We start from the raw sequence: 25,078 nt of genomic DNA on the forward strand, positions 1-25,078 counted from the left end.
AATTTAAAAATAATAATCAAAAAAAAGCGTAGTGTGCATATATATGTGTATTAATCATGAGAATAATATCTTAATAGAAATTATTACTTAAAAATTAATTGAATATTCTTTTATAACCCTCTGATATATTTTGTGTGTTTTTATCAGGAAAATGATACTTTTATTACTCCAATTATAACTTGTTTATCCAAGAATAATAAATTATTTCTAGTAAGATTTTGAATGAAAAAAGAGGGAATATTTCTCTCTTTTTTATTTTTCTAAGAAGATAAAAACGTCCATGAAAATCCTAATTTGAAGGTTGATGGTAGATCTATCAGAGAAGAAGATTCGAAAGTCGGTGTGACATTATTCCTTACAATTTTTCTAGTTGAAAATAGGTCAACAGCAGAAAGCCAAATCTTACCTTTACTCTTATATATAAATTTTGAAATAGATAAATCAACACCGGATGCGGGTTGGAAAGTACCATTGTAAAGTATTGTCTCTGATAGATAATATCCTGTCACTCTTAATCTAAAGCCTTTTTTGAAACGAGCATTGTAGTTGATTTTACCATTAAACATAACTTGACTCAATGCATAATCTCCTGTTCTTTCATTAAAAAAGTCTTTGTATATATCTCCAGAAACTGTAATATTCTGTTTTTTGCTTAGTTTATACTGCATATATAGATTTACACCTGCTGTATATTTATCTACAATATTCATGAAAGTAGTATAAATAGTATCTCCTCTATTTTCAAAAACTCTTTCTACTCCATCATTAATTGACCTAAAAAACACACCTCCTCTTAAAGAAGTTTTCTTTTTATGATATGTCACATCAATCGTCAATTTGTTGTATTTCTGTAACTGTAAATTAGGATTACCACTTGATATATATAAAGGATTATTATCGTTGATAGTTGGATTTAATGCATGATCTGGAGGTGTCAGCATTTTATATGAATAGGTAACTTTACCAAAAAGATGTTTTGTAAATCGTTTATTCAGAGTAATGTTAGGATTGAAAATCCAGAAGTTGTTATCTGCTTTAAATGAGTTTTCGTTGTTTATAACACCTGATACAACTCTTGCATTTTCTACAAGTCCTCCAATATTTAATGTCAATTTATTGTCAAATCGATATCTAAATTGAGAATAAAAAGTCAGCTTTTGGTTTAGGTAATCTGTGGTTTGTAAACCTTTTCCTCGTTCTATTTCATCACCTTCATCACTAACATTATAAAATCTTTCTTCAATATTCTGAATTTTAGTATTGTTTCTAATTCCATTTGTCCATGAACCTTTATTTTCATTAAATGGATGAGTGTAATTTAAATTCACAAAAATATTTTGTGCAGGACGTGACCTATCTGTAAAACGCTCATCTTGATAATTCCAATTACCTGAATTGACATTATAAACATCAGTATTGTTACTGTTTAATTGGTCAAAACCTTCTAAAGACCAACGTACAGTACTACTAAACTTCTGTCCTTTCTGTAAAAAGTTTTTATTATAACTTAGTTGAGCTTGTGCTCTAGAAAACTCTCTCGTATTTTCTGCTTTTCTATAGTTTTCGCGAGGATTTAGATTATTCTCGTCAGTATTTTGAACTAATTCAAATTCATTGCTTTCAGTAGTATTTATCTTAGAAAAATAAGATAAGCTTAATCTGATTCTATCATTGGGAGATAATGCATAAGCAGTGGTCCAATTTCCACTAAAATGTTTTAAACCATTTACATATTCACTCTCATTTTCTCTGTAGTTATTTCCGTAGTTTAAACGTTCTGTCTCTCTTTCAAATGGGAGATAATATTCTTGATATTTTACATTTAAAGAAGTAGAAATTCTATCTGAAGCTCTAGAAATATTTAGCCCTACTTTGTAAGCTTCAGGCAATCCACCTTCTAATTCAAACCTAGCTAAATTTCCCAGTTTTACATTCTTTTTTAATACAATATTGATTGCACTGCTGGCAGAAGTATATTGTGCAGGCGGGTTATTAAGTAATTCCACTTTCTCTATCATCTGCATTGGGATATCTTCAAGAGGATTATCTAAGTCAGACTCTACTCCATTTACTAAAATGACTACTTTTTCACCATTTGAAGATACTTGTCCATTTTCATCTACTGACATAGAAGGCATGCTTGAGACAATATCTTCCATTGTATCTCCACTCCCGTCTGTTATGTTAAACGTCATTCCATTTTCAGTCATATTTACAGACTCTTTTTCGGCAGTAATTGTAACTCCTTCTAATTCCGTGATATTTGACTTTAGTTCAATTTTACCCAAATCAATTTCAAGATCATCTGAAACCAATAGTATTCTTTGATTTTTTTCATAACCTGTATAATGAAATTGAATAATGTATTCTCCCCGATTTTTAGGAGATGTTTCGAAATGACCATCAAAATCAGTTGAAGTTATCGATTCGATTGAATCATTAAAAACGAATGAAATATTGACAAAAGGTAAAGATTCTTTTGTATCTCGATCTAGTACTGTTCCTTTAATTGTTTGCCCATAAACAGTAGAGAATAATAGAAAGAATAATATCGTTAAATGATATTTTTTCATTGTAATAATTGACAGTCGAGTTCACACTTTGTTAGATTTATGTAAGTTAATTAAAATCTATTGTATTGTTTTGTTCTAATTCGTTTATAATGTAAAATGACCAATATAAATACTATATTGGTCATTTTTATGCTAGTTTTAATTTATAGTAAATTACAATTTCAATCTTCTTAATCGAAGTGCATTTGTAATCACTGATACTGAACTAAAACTCATCGCTAAAGTTGCTAACATTGGAGATAATAAAATACCAAAGAAAGGAAATAATATTCCTGCAGCAATTGGCACCCCTAGTGTGTTATAAAAGAAACCAAAGAATAAGTTCTGCTTGATATTTTTCATCACTTTTTCGCTCAGTTTTCTTGCTTTTACTAAGTTATCTAAATTCCCTTTTAATAAGGTAATTTCTGCACTTTGAATGGCAATATCAGTTCCATCACCCATTGCAATTCCAATATTAGCTTGTGTTAATGCAGGGGCATCATTGATACCATCTCCTGCCATTGCAACATGCTTTCCTTGTGCTTGATATTCTTTAATTTTCTTTAATTTATCTTCTGGTAAACATTCTGCCACAAAGTCTTTAATGTTTACTTCATTAGCTACATTTTGTGCAGTAACAGGATTATCTCCCGTCAGCATTACTACTTCTATTCCTTCTTCTTTTAAAGCTTGAACTTGTTGTGCTGCTCCTTTTTTAATCGGATCAAAAATAACAATTCCACCTACAGCTTTATTATTTTTTGAGATAAATACAATGGTAGCACCTTGTTCTTGCTCTTTCTTAATTTTTATCTTTGATTCCTCATCTAATTGAGAAAGGTCAACTAATTTATTATTCCCTATTGCAATCGCATTTGAATTGACTGTTGCAGTAGCTCCTTTACCTATTACATATTCGAAGTTATCTACATGTAATAATTCAAGATTCTCTTTTTTGGCTTTTCTTACAATAGCCTTGGCTAAAGGATGGTCACTATTTTGATCAATACTAGCTGAAGCTTGAATCAATTCATTCTCATCTTGTTCACCAAATGTAATTAATCCTTTGACCTCAGGTTTACCTTCTGTAAGCGTCCCTGTTTTATCAATCATTAAAACATCTACTTTACTAAACCCTTGTAAGGCTTCAGCATCTTTTATTAAAATACCATATTGAGCACCTTTACCTGTTCCAACCATAATAGACATTGGAGTTGCCAAACCTAATGCACATGGACAAGCAATTAACAATACTGCAACAGCATTAACTAGAGCGTAAGTAGCTGCATTTTCACCTGTGTATAAGAAATACCAGATGAAAAAAGTAAGCATTGAAATTCCAACAACGATGGGAACGAAATAAGCAGAGATTTGATCCGCAACTTTTTGAATCGGGGCTCTTGATCTACTAGCATCATTGACCATTTGAATTACTTTAGAGAGCAATGTTTCACCTCCAATGCGTTCTGCTTTCATCAAGAAATGACCATTTGCATTGATAGATCCACTCGTTACCGCATCTCCTTCAGCAACATCAATTGGAATTGGCTCACCCGTTATCATAGATTGATCTATAGTCCCTTTTCCTTCCGTAATGTGTCCATCAACAGGGATTTTCTCTCCCGGTTTAATCTTTATAATGTCTCCTTTTTCTATATGTTCTAATGCCACTGTAAGTTCTTTACCCTTACGAATAACTGTAGCTGTAGAAGGCGCCCAAGATAATAATGCTTTTAAAGCAGCATTTGTTTGAGAATGTGCCCTTAATTCCATTAACTGACCAACCATCACTAAAACTAAGATGGTACATGTTGCCTCAAAATATACATGTACAGCTCCATTATCTTTAAATTGATCTGGAAACACATTAGGGAATAAAAGAGCGAAAATACTGAATAGAAAAGCCACTGCAGTACCTATTCCAATCAATGTCCACATATTGAAATTCCTAGTTACAATAGATGACCATGCTCTTTTTAGAAAAATATTTCCCGTATAAAATACCATTGGAATGGTAAAAGCGAATTGCACCCAATCCCAAGCAGTTTGAGACATTAACTCCAACATGGCATGGTGAATCGATGGAATAATATGACCAAGCATGGCGATTAAGACAACTGGAATCGTAAATACTAAACTCCATCTAAAACGGTGCTTCATGTCTTCATACGCCTCATTTTTTTCAACTGGAATATCAACCATTACAGGTTCCATTGTCATCCCACAGATTGGACATTCATCAGGACCATCACTCGTTTTATCTGGATGCATAGGACAAGCATATTGAACAGCAGGCTTTGGTTCTGGAATTTTTTCTAAAGGCATACCACAGACTGGACAATCACCTGCCTCATCATATAATTTATCTTCTCCTTCACATAACATTGGACAATAATACTTCCCTGCTTTGTCTGCTGAAAAATCAGGTACATCATACTCTATTGCAGGAATATCATGTTTAATTTTATCTTTATAATCTTCTGGGTTCACTTCTTTAGATGAAAGTTGTTCTTTCACTTCATATCCCGCTTCTCCTATTATTTTATTTACACATTTTTGACAAGCGCCTTCCGTGACAACTCTCAGTATATGCCCCTCTTTTACTTCCCAATCAATCACTCTTGGATCAGCATCCAATAAAGGTTGTACTTTTGCTTCACAAGCTTTACAACCTAAAGTAGTGTCTAGTGTTAACTCTTTCATATTGTTTGTTCTTTGTATAAAACAAAGGTAGGTAGTTTGTGTATTTGTTGATGTATAATATTTTGAATGAAATGTATAAAATTTTAAAATTGTTTTAAATATTCACGTATGTTTCAAACATACCCATTACATAATCTGATCTAATTCTTTAACAATTATATTATCTTTCTCAATCATCAAAAAAAGACAAACAATCTACTAAGGATCATTTGTCTTTTTGTGTATCAATAAAGTGTTATTACTTATTGTATTTCTTTTTTCATTTCTCCACAACGTAGCATCATATCACCATAGTAAGGATTCAATACCTCATTGGTCGTTGATAACCATGCAGCTCCTTTATCGTGGTTTGCCATTGGACAATACAATAAAAATATCTTTTCACTTTTGGGTAATCCTAATCTACTCACTAATCCTGTGAGCTCATTCGAAACATCAACAAAATACCTTCTTCTTGTATCAATGTTATCAGCAGCCAACATTTCTTTTAAGTTTTTCTTTAACTCTTTTGAAGTCATCATCCAATACATATGAGCATCTCCTTTTAAACCTTTCATATCTATAGCTTTGACGTTATTGGACAAATCCTCTAAAATTTCTTTTGCTTTAGCATCATCACTTGCTACCAAAGCATCTTTAACTAAGATATAACTTTGGAAAGCTTTTAATAATTGATTTTGAAATTTCTCAGAAACACCTTGAGTAAATTTAGTCTCCTCTTTCATCATTTCAGCCATATCATTGCCATGGTCATGATTCTTCCCTTTATTAGGATCAATCATACTTGGTTTTCCTTTTAACTGTGCAGCAGCATCCACTGTATACGTTCCGTTTGTCACCACTTTTTCACCCACTTTAATTCCTTCTGATATAACATATGCATTGGCTAATGCTGTACCTAAAGTCACTTCTCTCATTTCAAAAGTTGGTTCATCTTGTCCTTCTACTTTTACATATACGATTGAACGAGGTCCTGTCCATAAAACAGCAGATTTAGGAACAACAATTACATCTTTCGATACAGGTAATTTTGCTTTTACTTTTCCTGTCACAAACATCTCGGGTTTTAACTTTGTGCCTTTATTTACAATATTACCCCTAACCGCTGCAACCCTTGTTTTTGGATCAATAAATGGATCGATAAAATTAATCTTTGTAGTAAATTTTTGCCCAGGAAAAGAAGTCACAGAAAAGGCGACTGCGTCACCAACTTTCAACCATGCAAGGTCACTTTCATAAGCATCAAACTTTACCCAAAGGCGAGATAAGTCAGCTAGATCATACATTACTTGTCCCTCCATCACATGGTCTCCTTCCACTACATTTAGTTTTGTAATCACTCCAGAAATATCAGCTCGAATATCAAACTCCGTCATTACTTTTCCAGATTGATCAATTTCTTTGATTTGTTCATCCGTCAATTTCCATAATCTTAACTTCTCTTTTGCTGCTCTTAAAAGCTGAGGGTTTGTTTCCTTTACTTTTTTTGCTTCAAAATATTCTCTTTGAGCGGTAACTAACTGAGGTGAATAAATAATCGCTAACTTTTGACCTTTACGTACTTTTTCACCTAAATAATTCACGTAACTTTTTTCTATTCTACCCGAAATATGAGAAGTTTGAGAATACGTTCTTCTTTCATCTACTGCCACTTTCCCTTGTAAAATCAACTCCTTTTCAGGAGATGCCATCGTTACTTCTGTCGTTTGTATATTGGCTAATGCAGTTGCAGATTTTGAAAGTGAAATATGTGATAGATCTTGATTTGCATCCGCTGTAGATGCAGGAATTAAATCCATACCGCAAATTGGACAATCTCCAGGTTCATTTTGTCTAATTTGAGGGTGCATTGAACAAGTCCAAACCTCTTCTTTTGAAGTATGTTGATGCCCTTCATGAGTACTCGAAGATTCCCCTCCGCTAAAAAATAACCATCCACAAAATATTCCAATCAGGAATATAATAATCAGCGAACTATATGATTTTATATATTGATTCATTTTTATCTATTTTTATAAATTAAGCATTATAAACCAGCTAGAAATTCAATCTTTGCTAAAGCATCATACTTATTCATTTCAGATTGATGATTCTTGAACTGATACTCTAACCTTTGAATTTGTAACCTTAAAAGTTCAATAAATGCCTGTCCCTGAGAATTTCCTACTGAATAGGCTTCTTGTTGAATTTTAATCGCTTGATCGACTTTAGACATTTGACTATTAATCACCTCTATTGCTCTTAATGCATCTTCTTTTTGATTTAAAGCCTTTAAATATTCGCTTTGAAGAACATTCTCTAGCTCTCTTTTTTGAAGATTAATGGTCTGATGATTTAAGGCCAATTGCTCTTTTTTTCCTGTATATTTTCTTGAATTAAAAACAGGTATAGAAAGTCCAACCATTGGCATCACTGCATCTCTTCCTGCGTTTTCAGCAGTTGAACCAGCATCTCCTAAAATGCTATATTCTAAAGCGATTTTAATTTTAGGAGAAGCTTCCTTTGATACATTTAAAACTTGAGAATCAACTACTTTTTGAGAAGCTTCTAACCCTAAAAGCATTGGATTATTTTCTAAAGTAATTTTATCATCATTTTCAAAGATCATCTCATCTGATAATTCAATTACATCTACTTTTTGATTCAATACTAATGTAAATTGTTCATCCAACAACACACTATCTTCTTCAAACGTCTTCACTTTATTTTCAGCCTCCTCAATTTGCATTTGCACTCTAAGAACATCTACTAATGATCCTTTTGCATTCTCATAACGTGATAAAGCTATCGATTCAAAAGTCTTTAGAATTCTTATATTATCTCTTGCAGATACTAAGTCTTTTTTGTTTTGAAGCATCTTAAAATACAAATTGCGAACAGTATACTTTACACCATTTTCGGTTTGTACTTTATCTTTCTGTGCTTTCTCGACTTTGTGATCTACAACATGATATTGAGTTGAACGTGTACCAAACCAAGGCAATAGTATTCCAGCTGAAACTTTATGATTCACAGGACCATTTTTAGTTTCAATTGGCGAGGCAGCGTATCCATACATCACATCAAAATTCGAGGTTGCTTCACCTTTTATTATTTCTTTTTCAGAAGCAACCGCTTGAATGTTTTGAGACTTAGATTGTACCCCATAATTATTTTCTAATGCAGTATTGATATAAGCATCCAAAAAGGAATTTTGAGCTAAAACACTTTGAGAAAATAGAATAAGGGATATATATATTAATTTTTTCATTTCTTTAAAATTTAAAGCTTAAACTATTCACTCTTTGTATTTGCTTTTGAAAGTTTGCTTTCTTCAACAGCACTGTAAAGAGTTGGCACAACAAAAAGCGTTAATAATGCCACTGTCATTCCTCCAAATCCTGGAATAGCCATAGGCTTCATGATATCTGCACCCCTTCCAGCAGAAGTAAGAATTGGTATAAAAGCAAGTAATGTCGTTGCTGTTGTCATTAAACTTGGACGTATTCTTCGCATTCCTCCTTCGAGCACTGCTTTCCTTATTTGTTGAATATCTTTAGGTGAATTCTTTGCAAATGATTGATCTAAATAAGTAGCGATTAAAACGCCATCATCTGTTGCTATACCAAACAAAGCAATAAATCCTACCCATACAGCAACGCTAAGATTAACTGTACCGACATTAAATAGTGTCCTCATGTTTGTGCCTAAAATTGAGAAGTCTAAAAAGTCAGGTTTGCTATACAACCATAACATTAAAAACCCTCCACTAAATGCTACCGCAATTCCAGAGAAGACCATAAATGTGGTTTTCAACGATTTAAATTGAAGATATAGAATAAAGAAAATCATCATTAAACAAATAGGCATTACAATTGATAATCGTTTTGCAGCTCTAAGTTGATTTTCATAATTACCAGAAAATTTAAAGCTAACTCCTTTAGGAACTATCAAACTTCCCTCTTCTATTTTAGATTGTATATATGCGGTTGCTTGCTCTACCACCTGAACTTCTGAATATTCTGGTAATCGATCCAATAAAACATAACCTGTTAAAAATGTATCTTCACTTTTAATACTTTGAGGACCTGCTACATAATTGATATTTGCCAATTCTTCCAATGGAACCTGAATTCCTAATGGAACATTGACTAAAAACTTCCTTAATACATCTGGATTATCTCTATATTCTCTTGCATAACGTAAACGAACAGGAAATCGCTCTCTACCTTCAACCGTATACGTTAGAGGCATACCACCGATGACCATCTCTAATAGCATTTGCATATCTTTGATATTCATGCCATATCTTGCAATTTTCAAACGATCTATTTCGATTTCCAAATATGGTTTACCAACAATTCTATCTGCAAAAACAGCTTCTTTTTTGACTGAAGGAACTTCTTTTAAGATCCCTTCTAAGGCAACTCCAAAGCTCTCAATAGTTTTTAAATTTGGGCCATATACTTTGATTCCCATTGGTGCCCTCATACCCGTTTGTGTCATTATCAAACGCGTCTCAATAGGTTGCAATTTAGGAGCTGAAGTAAGGCCTGGTAAATGAGTTGCTTTGACAATTTCTTGCCATATATCATCCGGTGAGTGAATATGTTCTCTCCATTGACGATAATACTGACCATCAGGATCTATGATTAAATCTCCATTCTCATTTTTAATATAATTACCCTCATCATCAACTTTAAATCGCAAACGTGTTCCGTTTTCATCGACTTTATATTCGCTTTTATAATTAATGATGTTTTCATACATCGATAATGGAGCTGGATCCAAAGGTGATTGTACTCTTCCTGCTTTTCCAACAACAGACTCAATTTCAGGGATGTTCTTCACTGCCATATCCATCAACTGAAGATTCTTTTTAACTTCTGAAATACCCGCATTTGGCATAGTCGTTGGCATCAAAAGAAAACTCCCTTCTGAAAGCGAAGGCATAAACTCTGAACCAATCCCAGGAAAGGCATGTTGCATGTTTTTATAGGCTCTTGAAGTAGTAACATCAACACCTAACTTAGTAATGCTATTCGTTACAGGAGAAAATAATTTTGCAAAACCTAACCAAGCTGAGATACCAGAGAAGACTACAAAAAATACGATTGATAAGAATGTAATTTTATTATCTAAACAGAATGCCAACAACTTAGGGTATAGTTTAATGAACAGCTGAAACCCTCCAAGAATTAATGCAATTAAACCCACAACAAATAAAAAGTTTTTAAAATTACTTTCTTGTGCTCCTAAAGGCAACCAATCCATTGCCAACAAATAAGCAATAATAAAAGCGACAATTCCACTTCTGATTTTATCATAATATCCTTCTGGAATGTATTTTTTAAGAGGTTGTTCTAATACATTATAAATTGATATCAATAATAAGCCAACTCCTAAAGAGGTCTTAATAAACAGTAATACAAACCCTATCAAAATAGTCAAACCCTGAATGATATAGGATACTTTTTTCTTTTGACTTGATTTAAAAAAGTAATAAACGAAAGAGGGTAAAAACACTAGTGCAACCACTACTGAAGCACATAATGCAAAAGTTTTAGTATAGGCAAGTGGTGTAAATAGCTTACCTTCTGAAGCTTGTAAAGTAAAGACAGGAATAAAGCTAACTACTGTTGTTGCGACAGCTGTTACAATCGCTCCAGAAACTTCTTTTGTAGCATCATATATCAGATCTACTAATTGTCTTCCATTTCGATGTTCTAAATGTTTAATCAAGTTTTCTGACATGACAATCCCAATATCCACCATTGTTCCAATCGCAATTGCAATACCGCTCAATGAAACAATATTGGCAACAATACCCATATATTTCATGACGACAAACACCATTAAAACTGCAATTGGAAGTAAACTTGAAATCAACATAGAAGCTCTCAGATTCCAAACCATAATCAAGACAACAATTACAGTAATTAGAATTTCTTGTGTCAAAGCTTCATTTAACGTTCCTAATGTCTCTTTGATTAGAACTGAACGATCATAAAAAGGAACAATAGTTACTTTACTTACAGTACCATCTTCTAAGGTTTTTTGAGGTAAACCTGATTGGATTTCTTGTATTTTAGCTTTTACATTATCCACTACAAGCATTGGATTAGCACCAAATCGAGCAGTAACAACTCCACCTACTGCATCAGCTCCTTCTTTGTCCAAAATACCTCTTCTTACTGCTGGACCTTCAACTACTTTGGCAACATCTTTTATTCGAATTGGAATGTTATTATTGACTTTTACAACAGATTCCTCTAAGTCATTTAAACTTTTGATATAGCCTATTCCTCGTACAAAATACTCCGCATTATTTACTTCAATAGTCCTAGCTCCAACATCCAAATTTGAATTACGAACGGCGTTCATCACTTGTTGAAGGGTCACATTATAAGCCTTCAATGCATTAGGATCAACATCAATCTGATATTCTTTCACAAAACCACCTACAGATGCCACTTCAGACACACCATCTGCAGCCATCAAAGCATATCTCACTAAAAAGTCTTGAGTTGTTCTTAGTTCTTCTAAATCCCACCCACCTGTTGGGTTCCCCTCTTTATCTCGTCCTTCCAAAGTGTACCAAAACACTTGACCAACAGCTGTTGCATCTGGCCCTAAAGTAGGTTGAACACCCTGCGGAAGAGTACCTGGAGGTAAACTATTAATCTTCTCTAAAATTCGAGTTCGACCAAAGTAGAATTCCACATCATCTTTAAAAATGACGTTTATCGTTGAAAAGCCAAACATTGAATTACTTCGAATGCTCTTCACCCCAGGAATTCCAAGAAGACTAGTTGTCAAAGGGTAAGTAATCTGATCTTCAATATCCTGAGGAGATCGACCAGGCCAATTTGTAAACACAATTTGTTGATTATCCCCAATATCTGGAATTGCATCTACAGCAACGGGATCATATGGAATGTAATCATTAATAGTAGTTCTGAATGGGCTATGCATTAATCCCCAAAAGACTACTAATAATAATGTTACGATCGTTACTACTCTATTATAGAGGAAGAAACGAACAATTTTATTAATCATTTATATATAGTTTAGAGCAGAAAAAGATGTATTTACTGCTATTGTATAGATCTTATTTTTAATCACTTAATTTAAACAAAAATGTATTGCATTTTTATATATGAATATAAAAATTCATATGTACAGAATACTAGATTTTGTTTAATACAATTGAAAATAAGCTTACTAAACTAAAATAACTTGATTTGTGATATTAATAGGAACCTCCCGATAGATTGGAGGTGATGAATAGATACTATGATCCGTTTGAGCAACTGATATAATAGAAATAGTATCCATTGAAGGTTGAATAAATACAAATGCAGATTCCCATAGATTTCTCATCATTTCCTGATAAGTAAAGGAAGGTACTTCTACGATATCAATAACATGATCGAAATGTCCTTCAATTTTAATATGATGTGCATTGTTTTCACAGCAATCTGTTTTCATTTTCATATCCATTCCCATCGCACAACACTCATGTGAAGGTGCCATATTGATTGCTTTTAAGACACCATTGCAAATATGAGCATTACCCATTGTCCCAATCGTTCCTAAAATCAATACAAAGGAAAGTAATATGTTCTTTACAGATTTATACATATCATAAAAGTCGAATATTTTGATTTTTTTTCAAATAACTCAACCGTTAATAAACTTTAATTACATCATAAAAGATGAAAATTATTAATTCCTATTATAGAAACGATTTGGGAGAATTGTTATCCATTTCAAAAAAAACATATTAATTCATTGAAAAATTTGCATGAACTTTTATTCATTAAAAAAATCTAATTAAATTTATGCATAGATAATTTCATTTTTAATGTGAAAAGTCTAACAAACACTTTCAGCAAACTTCCTATATAATTTTCAAACCTTTTATTAATGAGGAAAAGGACCAACTAACACTTGCTAAAAATCCAATTATCGAAAATCATATAAGGAAAAACATTAGAATTGATCATAGTTATCAATATGCCCAAAGTTCGCTTTGGGCATTTTTTTTGAAGTTATACTTTTACACAATGATTTTTTAAACTTATAAGAGTAATGCTTTTTAACTCCATAGAATATTTTTATTTCTTACCTATAACATTCCTGATCTATTGGATTGTCTTGAAAGGTCAGCTAAAAAGTCAAAACCTCTTTCTTTTAATTATCTCATATATATATTATGGTTTTTGGGACAAAAGATTCCTACTCTTAATCGCATTTAGTTCGATTATCGATTATAGTATTGGTCTACAAATTTCAAATTCACAGAACAAAAGCACTAAGAAACTTTTTCTAACACTTAGTATAATTGTAAATCTAGGGCTTCTTCTCTTCTTTAAATATTGTAATTTCTTCATCGAAAGTTTTGTTACATTAAATGAACAGTTTGGCCTTAAACCCAGTCTTTCAACGCTCAACATCATTTTACCTGTTGGAATTAGCTTTTATACATTTCAAACACTTAGTTATACGATAGATATTTATCGAGGTAAAATTAACCCTATCAAGGATCCTATAGCGTTTTTTGCATTCGTAAGCTTCTTTCCACAATTGGTAGCCGGTCCAATTGAAAGGGCAACTCACCTTCTTCCTCAATTTCAAAATAATAGAACATTCTCTTATCAAAAAGGTATAGAAGGGCTACGACAAATACTATGGGGATTGGTGAAAAAAGTAGTCATTGCTGATAACTGTGCAGTTTATGTAAATCAAATCTTTGATGAACCTTCAAAATTTAACGGTATCAGTTTATGGATAGGCTTATTTCTATTTAGTTTTCAAATCTATTGTGATTTTTCCGGTTATACTGACATAGCTATTGGTTCAGCTAGGTTATTTGGGTTCGATTTAATGCAAAACTTCAACTATCCCTATTTTTCGAGAAATATTGGTGAATTCTGGAGAAAATGGCACATCTCACTAACAAGTTGGTTTAAAGATTATCTATACATTCCTCTAGGAGGAAGTCAAAAGTCTAGACTCACAACAATTCAAAATATTTTTATCGTCTTTATAATAAGCGGATTCTGGCATGGAGCAAAATGGACTTTTATCTGTTGGGGAGTACTAAATGCATTATTTTTCTTACCATTAATCATAAAAGGTAGTAATAGAAATTATCTGATTAAGTTTGAAAACAAGCAGTTACCTACTCTTAAAGAGTTTCTTCAGATACTTATCACCTTTATTATCATTTCATTTACGTGGATCTTTTTTAGAGCTGAAAGTATACAAGATGCATTCACCTATACGCAACATTTATTTGATTTCGAGGGACGTTTATTATTTCCAAAAAAAATCATAGCATTAATCCTTATCTTCATCATTATAGAGTGGTTTCATAAAGAAAATTCATACGGAATGCCAACATTAAAAAATCATAAATTGATGAGAAGATTAATGTATTATGTACTAACCATTTCACTTTTCTTGGTTGAATATCCTGAACAACAGTTTCTTTATTTTCAGTTTTAATAATACAGATTACAATGAAGAAATTTATCATTAATACAACACTATTCTTACTTCCATTTGCAATCTGTATTCTATCAACAGATTTATTTTACAGTAAAACTGAAGGTGACCTTACTCGTATAGGTTATTTACCTAAGAATACTGAGTACAGAAAGCAATTTTCTGAAGCATTTAATTCGCCAATATATTACGATAGTCTAATTAATTGGAAGGCTTTCAATGCAAACGCAAAAGGAAAACGTGTATTAATCTTCGGAGATTCATTTTCAGAAGTTGCTAATTCAGGTTATAAAAACAGCCTAGCAAAAGATCCTTCTATTAATGTTATCTATGATAAACCTCTTTTTTTCTACAATCCTTTCCAAAGATGTATTGATTACCTCAATGGTGACTTCACAGATAGTTTAAAAGTGAATTACATTATTCTTCAAAGTGTAGAGAGGAAAATTGGCGAAAGAGTAAAAAACATAGAGTATAACACTTCAAAAAAAATTGCTGATTACAAAAGAGACATATTTGACAAGGGTTACAAAAAAAATAAGATACAAGACAACGGATTCCTTTCCTTAGATCATCTCAAATTTCCATTATACAACTTCTTATACCTATTTAATGATCATGCGTTCATCAGTAACGTTTATAGAAAACCTGTGAAAGGAAATTACTTCTCAAATAATAAAAAAGAGGTCCTCTTTTATTCAGAAGACCTCCTCTATCAAAAAATAAATAACAGGCCTGAAACAATCACAAACCTTAAAAAAACATTAATATCCATCTCTAAAAAATGCAAAGAGAAAAACATCAAGTTAATTTTCTTGGTTGCCCCAGACAAATACTCCTTCTATAACGAAGAAAATATCCACGGTTCAGATTTCCTCTACAACGTCTTCAATTTAAAAATTGAAGACGTCCAAATCCCTAATACATACAAGATATTGAAAGATTCAGGAAAAAAGGATATTTATTTGTGGGATGATACACATTGGTTAGAAATCAATTATAGTTTTTATTAATTTCTGAAATAGTAACAAAAAATGTTACAAATTTTAAGCTACCCTTTCTAAATTCATAATGTATTGTCCTAACGATACACTAAAACAATCGTTATTATGAAAGAACATAAAATTTTGTGTGTTAAACGTACACAGAAGGATTACCACCCATTGTCTTTAAAACTTCAAATTGTGCCAGAAGTTGAAAGTGGTCAACTAGGTTTAAAAGCTGCTCAACGTAAATATGGAATTCTAGGTAATCGAACAGTAAAGTTATGGTTACAAAAATATGATAACTTTGATTGGAACCATAAAGTGAATACCTTGAAAAAGAAATCACCAAAACAAGAATTGCTAGAAATGAAAGTAGAATTAGAGGCGGCCAAGAAAAAAATTAACCGTCTAGAAAAAATAAGCTGAAAAAGCAGGTCATAAGGCTATTATTTTTGATATGATTATTGATCTTGCGGAGAAAGAATATAAAATTGATATTTTAAAAAAATACAAATATTAATTCATAAAACATTTTTTTTGCAAAAATATTTTCCTTAATGTTGTTATTTATTTTAAACATTATAATTGTTAATTATATAAGAATCTTCTGATTTTATGCCAAATAAAAAAAATATATACTTTGAAAACTTAGATGGTTTTAGGTTTTTATGTTTTCTATCGATTTTTTTTTACCATAGCTTTCATACTAAATATGAATACATCAAAGATAATGATATATATATATTTATAACAAGGCATATTTTTGTTAACGGAAATTTAGGTGTTAACTTTTTCTTTGTCTTAAGTGGTTTTTTAATTACTTATTTTTTAATTCTGGAGAAACAAAATACAGGAAAGATAAATATTATTTTTTTTTGGATAAAAAGGATTCTTAGGATTTGGCCTCTTTTTTACGTTTGTGTATTTTTTGGTTTCTTTATTTTTCCTTTTTTAAAAGAGTATTTTGGTCAAACACCAAATGAAACTGCGTCTATTTTTTATTATTTGACGTTTACAAATAATTTTGATTTTATAAATTCAGGGTTACCTGACTCTTCAAATTTAGGTGTATTATGGAGTATAGCTATTGAAGAACAATTTTATCTTATTTGGCCTTTATTTCTTTATTTGTTCCCTGTAAGAAAATATTGGATTCTTTTTATCATTATTATATTAATAAGTTTGATATTTCGATTTTATAATCAAAGTCATACTATGTTTGAATATCATACTCTTTCATGTATTAATGATATGGCAATAGGTTCTTTAGGTGCTTGGTTAATTTTGATGAACAAAAACTTCGAACAAATAATATCTGATCTAAGTAAGAAAAATATATTTATTATATATGTCTTTTTCATTTTAATTTTCTTTTTCAGAAAACAAATTTTTTTTAATGATTTTTTCACCATTTTTGACAGACTAATTATCTCAACCATTATTTTATTTATAATTTTGGAACAATGTTTTTCAAAAAAATCTTATTATAAAATGTCTAATAATAAAATATTTTCCTACTTAGGGAAATATACTTATGGATTATATTGTTTACATTTTATTGCTATCCTTATTATAATTACAATCACTGATAAATTAGGACTTAATAAAACTCTAGAAGAGGTACTAATACTTGAAACTTTTTCAGCTTTAACATTATCAATTTTGATAAGTTGGTTTAGTTTTAATTTTTTTGAGAATAAATTTTTGAGATTAAAAGGAAAATATAATAGTATTTTTAACTAGTTATGAATCCATTATATAACTTTATTATAACACCTATATATTTAACCTTATTATATTTATTTGTAAGATTTTTTATTGAAAAAAAATTAACAAATAAATACACAAAGATTTATTTTAGATTAGGTTTAATTCTTAAAACAATAGGTAGTATATTCTTTTGCTTAATTTATATGTACTATTATGGTGGTGGAGATAATACTAGATATTTCCTACAAGGGGGTATACTTTCCGATTTATTTATCGAGTCACCAATAATTGGTTTAAAAACTTTTTTTCATGAAAATGGTAAGTTTGATGGTGAAATAATGCCATATATAAACAGATTATATATGGCTAGAGAAATAAGTACTTGGAGGATGGTTCAAATTTCCACATTCTTTGAAGTTATTACATTTAAGTCTTATTTTATTACATCATTTTTTTTTGGTCTTTGGTCTTTTATTGGAACCTGGAGATTAGGTCAAGTTTTTCTAAATACATACAAATACAATTATAAACTTATCTGCATCTCTCTAATAATTATTCCTTCTTGTTTATTTTGGAGTAGTGGAATTGTAAAAGAATCAATAACAACAGGGGCAATTGGCTTTTTAGTATATGAATTTCATGAGTTTTTTATAAAGAAAAAAAAATCTTTGAAATCAATAATTATTATTCTTTTAATTATTAAACTAATTATTGACATAAAAGGTGCTACAGTATATATTTTATTACCCTGTTTAGTTATATGGTTATTTTTACATAATTTAAATTCTTTCTCTAAATTTGTTAAAATTATTTTTTCACTGTCTATGATGGTGGCTATACCAATTATACTTTTATTTGTTGGTGAAAATTTTGAAAAATATGTTGAATCTAGCGAAGAATTTAAAAGTGCAAAAGAGACAATTTCTGGGTTTCAAAGTGATCATGGTAGTCAAAGAAGTAAAAACAGAGGACATGGTGGTGGGCAAGCTTCTACATATCATCTAAAAACAGCAGGTGATTTATCATTATTAGGTATATTATTTTCTTTTCCTGAAGCTGTGAGTTACACATTATTTAGACCTTTTCCATGGGAAACAAAAAAAATAGTGCAGTTATTAGGTTCATTTGAAAGTTTTTCTATTTTGCTAATTACACTTTATTTAATTTTAAAAGTTGGTCCTTACAATTTGTTAAAGAGAACGATATCTGATCCTAATTTAGTGTTTTTAATAGGTTATGCTTTACTTTTTGGTTTTATCGCTGGTTATATATCTTATAATTTTGGTGTATTACAAAGATTTAAAACACCAATGATGCCTTTTTACACTCTATTTTTAGCAATACATTTTGGTTTTATAAAACAAAAAAAATTAATAAAAAAGAGAAAGAAAATTATTAGAGTTTGATAATACTGAATAGTTTTCTATGATCTTTTTCCTAGCTTGGTAAGCCATATCATTTTCCTTATAGCTTTCTAAAAATTTTGACAATGCTTCAAACCATTCTTTCTCACTAGAACATTTAAATCCATTAATTCCATTATCTACAATTTCATTATTTACACCCACTGGTGAGACAATTGCAGGTATTCCTAATGACATATATTGAAGAGCTTTAAAACCACATTTTCCCTTAGCCCATTTATCATCAACAAGAGGCATAATACCAATATTGAATTTCAGAAGGTCTTTAATTTCAGTTTCTTTTTTCCATTTAATATATTCAAGAGATTTTAAAGGTAAGTTTGGATTTTCATTTGAAATCACAATAAACTTAAAATTGTATTTCTTTTCTAATTTTTGAAAAACAGGAACTAAGAAATCAAGGTATTTAGCAGTAGTTAAAGTACCAGTCCATCCAATAACAGGAATATTATTATGAGGTTTAGAAAACAATGATGGATTGTGATAATTTTCAGTATCTATTGTTGTTGGGTTGATAATTACATTTAAATTATACTTTTCAGCATACTGCTTTAAATATAGGTTACCAACACTAATTTTTTCACTCCATTTAATTATTTTATTTACTTTCCAATACATTTTTAATTTATGGAATCTAGCATTATGAACAGAATAGTTTGGCATCCATATAGCATCATCAAAGTCATAAATTATTGTTTTTTTATATATTTTAGCAATTAAATATTCAAAAACAGGTGGGCCAATATGTGATGCTTCTCTATGAAGAAAAACTTTATCAAAATTATTAAGTTTCTTCATGAGCTTAAATCTTTTAACAAATGCATATATTATTGAAAAAGCTTTTTTTACAAAATTACCTGGTTGATGTAAATTCTTCCATGCTTTATTATCAAGAAAAGAATGATATTCATAATTTATATTATTCTCACTTAATAACGATAAGTATTGTTCAAATCTAAACCTTTGTGAAGGTGCTTTACCCTCTGGATATGGTGCTAGTATTAGAATTTTCATTTCTTAATTATATAAATTTAAATATTGCTCCTCCAATATATCATATGAGAACTTATTAAGAACTTGAGGAGATGCATTATTAGCAAGTTTACTCCTAAGGTTTTCATCTAATATTACCGTTTTTAAACCAGATAAAATAGAAGTTATATTTTTGTTTTCTACTAAATATCCTGATTCCAGATGAACAAATAACTCTTTTGGTCCTCCACTATCTGTAGATATCAATGGTTTTCCTAAAGTCAAAGCTTCCAAACATGTCCTTGAAAAGGATTCAGATTCAGAACAGTTCAATACAATATCATAGCTTAAAATTGTTTGAATAATATTATTACTTTTAGGGAAAAATTTAACTTTATCACACAGATTTAAATTTTGAGTTCTATCAAGTAAAGATTTTTTAAATAAAATACCATGGGAATCATCACCAATAAAATGTAACTCTACACCTTCGTTTACATTTTCGTTCAATAGTAAATTAAACGCTTCAAGGGCATAATCTTGCCCTTTACCTTTCACAAAATTTGATAAATAAAGAATTTTAATATTGTTATTATTTAAATTATATGATAAGGTATTGGAATTTATAAAAGTCTGTAATTCATCTTCTATAACATCATAAAGAACCTCAATTTTATATAGATCTTTCCAAGAAGATTTTACAGCATTAGACACACAAATTATTTTATCCGCATATTTAATTATCAATTTTTGAAAAGAAGAATATAATTTTATTATATAAGAGGAAGACATTAATCGTGCAAAATAAATTAATTGTATTTCTGGTTTTAACATCTTTAGAGTAATCCCTAACATATTATACATATCATTGACATGAACAATTTCAATTTTTTCTTTTTTTATTAACTTTAATAATTTAAATGTGTTAATTAATAATTGTGGTAGATACAATATTAAACTTTTAATTGACGTACTTATTTCAATCATATTAAGCTCATATGATTGAATATTTTCTTTATCTAAGAATTGATTAAGCTGATTACCTTTAGGTAATACATAAAAAAAATCATGATCTTGTTTAGAAAAAATTAATGCGGATTTAAATGCACCCGTCAAATATTTTGAATTATCTATGATTAATACCCTTTTTCTATCAATTGGATCCATTTTCTTATAACATTTTCTTCGTTGAAAGTTTCAATTCTTTCTTTTGCATATTTCGTATTATCATTAAATAAATTATTCTTTTTTAATTTTTTGAAAAATTTAATTAAATAATTAGCTAACAATAAATTGTTTTCATCTTTATTTAAAATGGGTATTAATGTTCCGTATTTTGTTTCTTCTATAGAATTCAATTTATAGTTAAGATCGATTTTTGTATTTGGAGCTAATATTTCTCTTGGCCCTGTTGGACAATCTGTTGCTATTACAGGCACTTCTACTGACATAGCTTCTGATAAGACATTTGGAAAACCTTCCCAAGAAGAAGATAATACGAATACATTAGATTTTTTCATAAATTTTAAAGGATTTTTTTGATATCCAAGAAAATATATATCAACTTCTTCTAACTTACTAATACCATTAATCTCTTGATAAGATAGGTTTGAAAGTTTAACTGTTTTAATTATTTCATCATATAAATTACCATCACCAATCAAAACTAATTTTATATCATCTACACCAAAGTCTCTAATTTTTCTTAAAGTCCAAACTAATGCTTTCTGATTCTTCTGAATATGAAATCTACCTACATTGACTATCGTTTTATGTTTAAATAATTTTTTATAAATCTCATCTATAGATTCATTTGATTTTTCATTAATAACATCGAAATCATAATAATTAGGTATATAAATACATTTCTCCTTATTTATATTAAAAATATCAATAATTTCTTTATTTAATGCTTTTGCAACTGAAACTATTTTGTCTGCCTTTTTGTACAATAATGGAATTAATATTTTTAATCTGATTGATCCTAATATCCCACTTATTTCATTATCAAATAATTTCGAGCCTCGAACACTTATTATTATTTCATCATCAACTTTTGACAAAATATTCACATAATTCCCTCCTTCCATAAACGAAATACTATGTGAAATATTTAAATCCTTTTTTATTTTTTTTAAACTAATAATACGATTAAAAAAATTAGTAACCTTCCCTATAACTGAATGAGAAGAACCTGATTTTAAATTAATTACCTCCCCACCTAATGGATATATGCATTCTTGTTCATTACTAAAAACACAGATAAACACTTCAAATTTTTCTGATAATGATTTTGATAATTTACTAAAAGACAATTGTGCTCCACCATACCCAAAATTAGGTATAATCATTAATAATCTATTGTTTCCCATGAGCTCTGTTTTTATATAAACCAATATATTTACCAATACAATTACTCATTGAAAACTGATTAAATAAAATTTGACAATTTTCACTCATTTCTCTTAACTTAGTTTCATTATTTAATAACATTGTAAGTTTCAAAAACAAATCTTCTTCTAAATTAAGAGGAGATAATAATACACCACTTTCTTGAATAGAATTTGATAACATGTATTTAATTTCACCTATATCTGATGCAACAGATGGCACATTACATAATAAATATTCAATAATTGTGGTTGGCAAGCTTTCAGATCCGTAATAAGATGGAAGTATTCCAATATCAAATAGTTGAATGTATTCTAGTGGATTAGATTGGTTACCTAAAAAGATTATATTACTGTTAGTATTATTAACTTCTAATTCAGTTATATAATCACTTCCTCCAACAAGTAATAGTGTTATATTATTTTCTTTTAATTTATTAAAAGTATTGATTGCTATTTCCCAACCTTTTTCTTTAATACCTCTTGCTACCATTCCAATAACTTTATTAGTTTCAGGAATCCCTAAATCATTTTTATTTTTTTTTATGGGCAGTTTTACAGAATATCCATTATATATTTTACTAACTTGAATATTAGTAAAATTTTTATCAAAAAACTCTTTTTGTAACTCTGATATGATTGCTAATTGAATCTTAGTGTTATATAATAATTTATCAAGTTTATTTAAATAATTATGCATTTGATAAATCTTACCTCCATCTTTTATCTCTTTAAAATATTTCAGATAATCTCCATGTATAGTAGTCACATGATTTATTGAAGCATAATTTTTTAAAACTTTTGAAAGTATTAAATCAACCTGAAATAAATGAGAATGTACTACATTTGGTTTAAGTTTTTTTATTATTTTATTTAAATGTAACTCAAAATATTTCCTTCTAAAGGAAAAATCAATATTCAACTTATATAAAAATGAATCTAACTTCCATAGCCCTGCGTTGAATGGAAATACTTTTATTTTTAATACATTTACTTTGTTATTTACTTTTTTTAAAAGTTCACTTTCTATTAAATCTGAATTAAGTATTATAAGAGTAACTTTATACTGTTCAGATAGAGCATTAACTAAACGAATTACAAATAGTTCTGCACCACCATATGTTAGAGTATTAACGACTTGTACAATGCGCATTAATTATTTATTTTAAATTACTTAGTTGATAAATTAGCCTTTCACATGATTTTTTGTAAAATAAATCATATAATACTTTAGTTAATCTATTCAAAGAACTTACTTTACTCCTATAAAGCTTCTTATCTCTAAGATCAACAATATCATTATTTACAAATTTTTTTAAATTTAAAAATTCATAATTTTCTGTCATGAAATCATTATAATTTATAGTGATAAAACCGTTTCCCATATTAGGAACATATTTAATTATATTTAAATATGTTGCTCGCCAAGATTTAATAACTTTAACTAAAATAAATGGATTTTTCACTTTATAATGCACTAATAATTCTCTAGGATCTCTAATCACAATAATTGTTTTATACTTATAAGGTTTGAGAATCTTACTCCAAAAATCTAGTAATAATGGCATTCTAGGCTCTTTAATACCCCAATCATCAAATGTTATATCACATTTATTAATAATTTTTGTAGCTTTTTCTTTATCTTTTGTCGAAACAGATAAATTATTATTGTTAACTAGATAACTTGGAATTTTTTCTGCGTTTAAAATTGAAATATCAAGGTTTAAAACTTCTTCTCTTTCATATTGATTACCTTTGTCATATGATACATTATCATTAAAATCCCCCATATTAATCCCAGATTTATGAAGTGTTTTTGATATTAGAGTAGTACCACTCTTATGCATTCCTAAAATTATATAAATCATTTTATCAAATATTAAAAATATTTTACATTATCAAACATTATTTATGCCAGATATTTGGAACATCTGATCACTTTGTATTCTATCCGGTCTAAAAACTGTATAGTTACCCCATCAAAATGGATTGCAATCAAAATTAATAATTAAGTAAATTGCAGTATTATGAAAAGTAAAAGAAAATTCACCTCAGAATTTAAAGCCAAAGTAGCTTTAGAAGCCATCAAAGATTTACAGACTACCACAGAATTAGCCCAGAAGTACGATCTTCATCCTACTTAGATCAGTGCATGGAAAAAGGAATTTCTAGAAGGTGCATCCAATGTTTTTGAAAAGTCTGGAGAGAAAAAGAAGCTTCAAAAAGCGAGTGAAGGGAAAGAAGATGAGCTTTATGCGAAAATTGGTAAACTTCAAGTTGAAGTGGATTTTTTAAAGAAAGCCTTGTCGTAAATAAGTCGTTGTCAGAACGGAGAAAAATTGTCGACAAGGCTCATCCAGAGCTAAGCATCACACGTCAATGTCAGCTATTAGGTTTACAGAAATCTAGTTATTATTATAAGCCAAAAGGAGAGTCAGCACAAAATGGAATAGCAACCAAAAAGGATACAAATTTCAAGCTGCCCTTTCTAAATTCACAAATTTTAATTCATTTTCTTTTTCAGCAGGTGTTTTATAACCTAAAGCTGAATGAAGTCTTTTATTATTGTACCAATAAATATATTTAGTTACTTCTTTTCTCAGATGTTCCATGGATTGAAAATTGAATCGATAAAGGTATTCATATTTGATACTCTTGAAAAAGCTTTCAGCAACAGCATTGTCCCAACAATTTCCTTTTCGACTCATACTTTGTTTTGAAGTTGGTTTCTCTGATAAAATCGAAGTAAACAGTGTACTATAGTTACCCCATCAAAATGGACTGCAATCAAAATTAATAATTAAGTAAATTGCAGTATTATGAAAAGTAAAAGAAAATTCACCTCA

The 25,078-nt window shown here is 29.6% G+C and carries 17 protein-coding genes and 1 pseudogene; 6 read left to right on the plus strand and 12 right to left on the minus strand.

The annotated features are described in order from the left end of the window. Positions 1-260: 260 nt before the first annotated feature. The 6 genes from ACXAHM_RS06670 to ACXAHM_RS06695 all read right to left on the minus strand — a co-directional run bounded on the left by ACXAHM_RS06670 (position 261) and on the right by ACXAHM_RS06695 (position 12,881). A complete protein-coding gene (locus ACXAHM_RS06670; protein WP_474959634.1) occupies positions 261-2,573 on the minus strand; it encodes a TonB-dependent receptor in 2,313 nt (770 codons plus the stop codon). Between the two features lie 153 nt (positions 2,574-2,726). Next, entirely contained in the window at positions 2,727-5,258 is a 2,532-nt protein-coding gene (locus tag ACXAHM_RS06675; RefSeq protein ID WP_474959635.1) for a copper-transporting P-type ATPase, read from the minus strand. A 242-nt stretch (positions 5,259-5,500) separates the two neighbouring features. After that, complete coding sequence (locus ACXAHM_RS06680) at positions 5,501-7,258, minus strand: efflux RND transporter periplasmic adaptor subunit (RefSeq protein WP_474959636.1); 1,758 nt, start codon at positions 7,256-7,258, stop codon at positions 5,501-5,503. Between the two features lie 26 nt (positions 7,259-7,284). Next, positions 7,285-8,508, minus strand: coding sequence for a TolC family protein (locus tag ACXAHM_RS06685; protein WP_474959637.1), 1,224 nt, complete (start codon positions 8,506-8,508; stop codon positions 7,285-7,287). Between the two features lie 23 nt (positions 8,509-8,531). Continuing rightward, the gene (locus tag ACXAHM_RS06690; protein ID WP_474959638.1) at positions 8,532-12,296 is read right to left on the minus strand and encodes an efflux RND transporter permease subunit; all 3,765 of its coding nucleotides are present in this window, start codon (positions 12,294-12,296) and stop codon (positions 8,532-8,534) included. Positions 12,297-12,461: 165 nt separating this feature from the next. Continuing rightward, positions 12,462-12,881: an HYC_CC_PP family protein gene (locus ACXAHM_RS06695; RefSeq protein ID WP_474959639.1), complete on the minus strand. Its 420-nt coding sequence runs from the start codon at positions 12,879-12,881 to the stop codon at positions 12,462-12,464. Positions 12,882-13,331: 450 nt separating this feature from the next. Between ACXAHM_RS06695 and ACXAHM_RS06700 the strand changes: the two genes are divergently transcribed. The 5 genes from ACXAHM_RS06700 to ACXAHM_RS06720 all read left to right on the plus strand — a co-directional run bounded on the left by ACXAHM_RS06700 (position 13,332) and on the right by ACXAHM_RS06720 (position 18,852). Beyond that, positions 13,332-14,750 (plus strand): MBOAT family O-acyltransferase, encoded by a 1,419-nt coding sequence (locus ACXAHM_RS06700; protein ID WP_474959640.1) that lies wholly within the window; start codon positions 13,332-13,334, stop codon positions 14,748-14,750. Positions 14,751-14,764: 14 nt separating this feature from the next. Further along, the gene (locus tag ACXAHM_RS06705; RefSeq protein WP_474959641.1) at positions 14,765-15,763 is read left to right on the plus strand and encodes a hypothetical protein; all 999 of its coding nucleotides are present in this window, start codon (positions 14,765-14,767) and stop codon (positions 15,761-15,763) included. A gap of 96 nt (positions 15,764-15,859) precedes the next feature. Next, on the plus strand, positions 15,860-16,162 hold the full coding sequence (locus ACXAHM_RS06710) for a hypothetical protein (protein WP_474959642.1): 303 nt from the start codon (positions 15,860-15,862) through the stop codon (positions 16,160-16,162). A gap of 189 nt (positions 16,163-16,351) precedes the next feature. After that, a complete protein-coding gene (locus ACXAHM_RS06715; protein ID WP_474959643.1) occupies positions 16,352-17,479 on the plus strand; it encodes an acyltransferase family protein in 1,128 nt (375 codons plus the stop codon). A 2-nt stretch (positions 17,480-17,481) separates the two neighbouring features. Continuing rightward, positions 17,482-18,852, plus strand: a complete 1,371-nt coding sequence (locus tag ACXAHM_RS06720; RefSeq protein WP_474959644.1) for a hypothetical protein — start codon at positions 17,482-17,484, stop codon at positions 18,850-18,852. Here the strand turns inward: ACXAHM_RS06720 and ACXAHM_RS06725 are convergent. From ACXAHM_RS06725 to ACXAHM_RS06745, 5 genes are read right to left on the minus strand one after another with little or no spacing between them, the layout of a single operon-like run. Next, positions 18,817-19,884 (minus strand): glycosyltransferase family 4 protein, encoded by a 1,068-nt coding sequence (locus tag ACXAHM_RS06725; protein WP_474959645.1) that lies wholly within the window; start codon positions 19,882-19,884, stop codon positions 18,817-18,819. The two genes, ACXAHM_RS06720 and ACXAHM_RS06725, sit on opposite strands and share 36 nt — an antisense overlap. A 3-nt stretch (positions 19,885-19,887) precedes the next feature. Beyond that, positions 19,888-21,009 carry a glycosyltransferase family 4 protein gene (locus tag ACXAHM_RS06730; RefSeq protein WP_474959646.1) on the minus strand — a complete coding sequence of 374 codons (1,122 nt, stop codon included), beginning with the start codon at positions 21,007-21,009 and terminating at the stop codon, positions 19,888-19,890. Further along, a complete protein-coding gene (locus ACXAHM_RS06735) occupies positions 20,979-22,214 on the minus strand; it encodes a glycosyltransferase (RefSeq protein WP_474959647.1) in 1,236 nt (411 codons plus the stop codon). Before ACXAHM_RS06735 ends, ACXAHM_RS06730 begins: the two co-directional genes overlap by 31 nt. Beyond that, on the minus strand, positions 22,201-23,385 hold the full coding sequence (locus ACXAHM_RS06740; protein WP_474959648.1) for a glycosyltransferase: 1,185 nt from the start codon (positions 23,383-23,385) through the stop codon (positions 22,201-22,203). Before ACXAHM_RS06740 ends, ACXAHM_RS06735 begins: the two co-directional genes overlap by 14 nt. A gap of 7 nt (positions 23,386-23,392) precedes the next feature. Then, a complete protein-coding gene (locus ACXAHM_RS06745; RefSeq protein WP_474959649.1) occupies positions 23,393-24,100 on the minus strand; it encodes a hypothetical protein in 708 nt (235 codons plus the stop codon). 159 nt (positions 24,101-24,259) lie between these two features. Between ACXAHM_RS06745 and ACXAHM_RS06750 the strand changes: the two genes are divergently transcribed. Beyond that, on the plus strand, positions 24,260-24,376 hold the full coding sequence (locus tag ACXAHM_RS06750) for a transposase (protein ID WP_474959650.1): 117 nt from the start codon (positions 24,260-24,262) through the stop codon (positions 24,374-24,376). A gap of 330 nt (positions 24,377-24,706) precedes the next feature. Here ACXAHM_RS06750 and ACXAHM_RS06755 read toward each other — a convergent pair. Continuing rightward, positions 24,707-24,946: pseudogene (locus ACXAHM_RS06755) on the minus strand (integrase core domain-containing protein); the annotation flags it as partial. Positions 24,947-25,078 lie beyond the last annotated feature (132 nt).

The organism is Flammeovirga sp. AWQ4_249, from assembly GCF_056161045.1.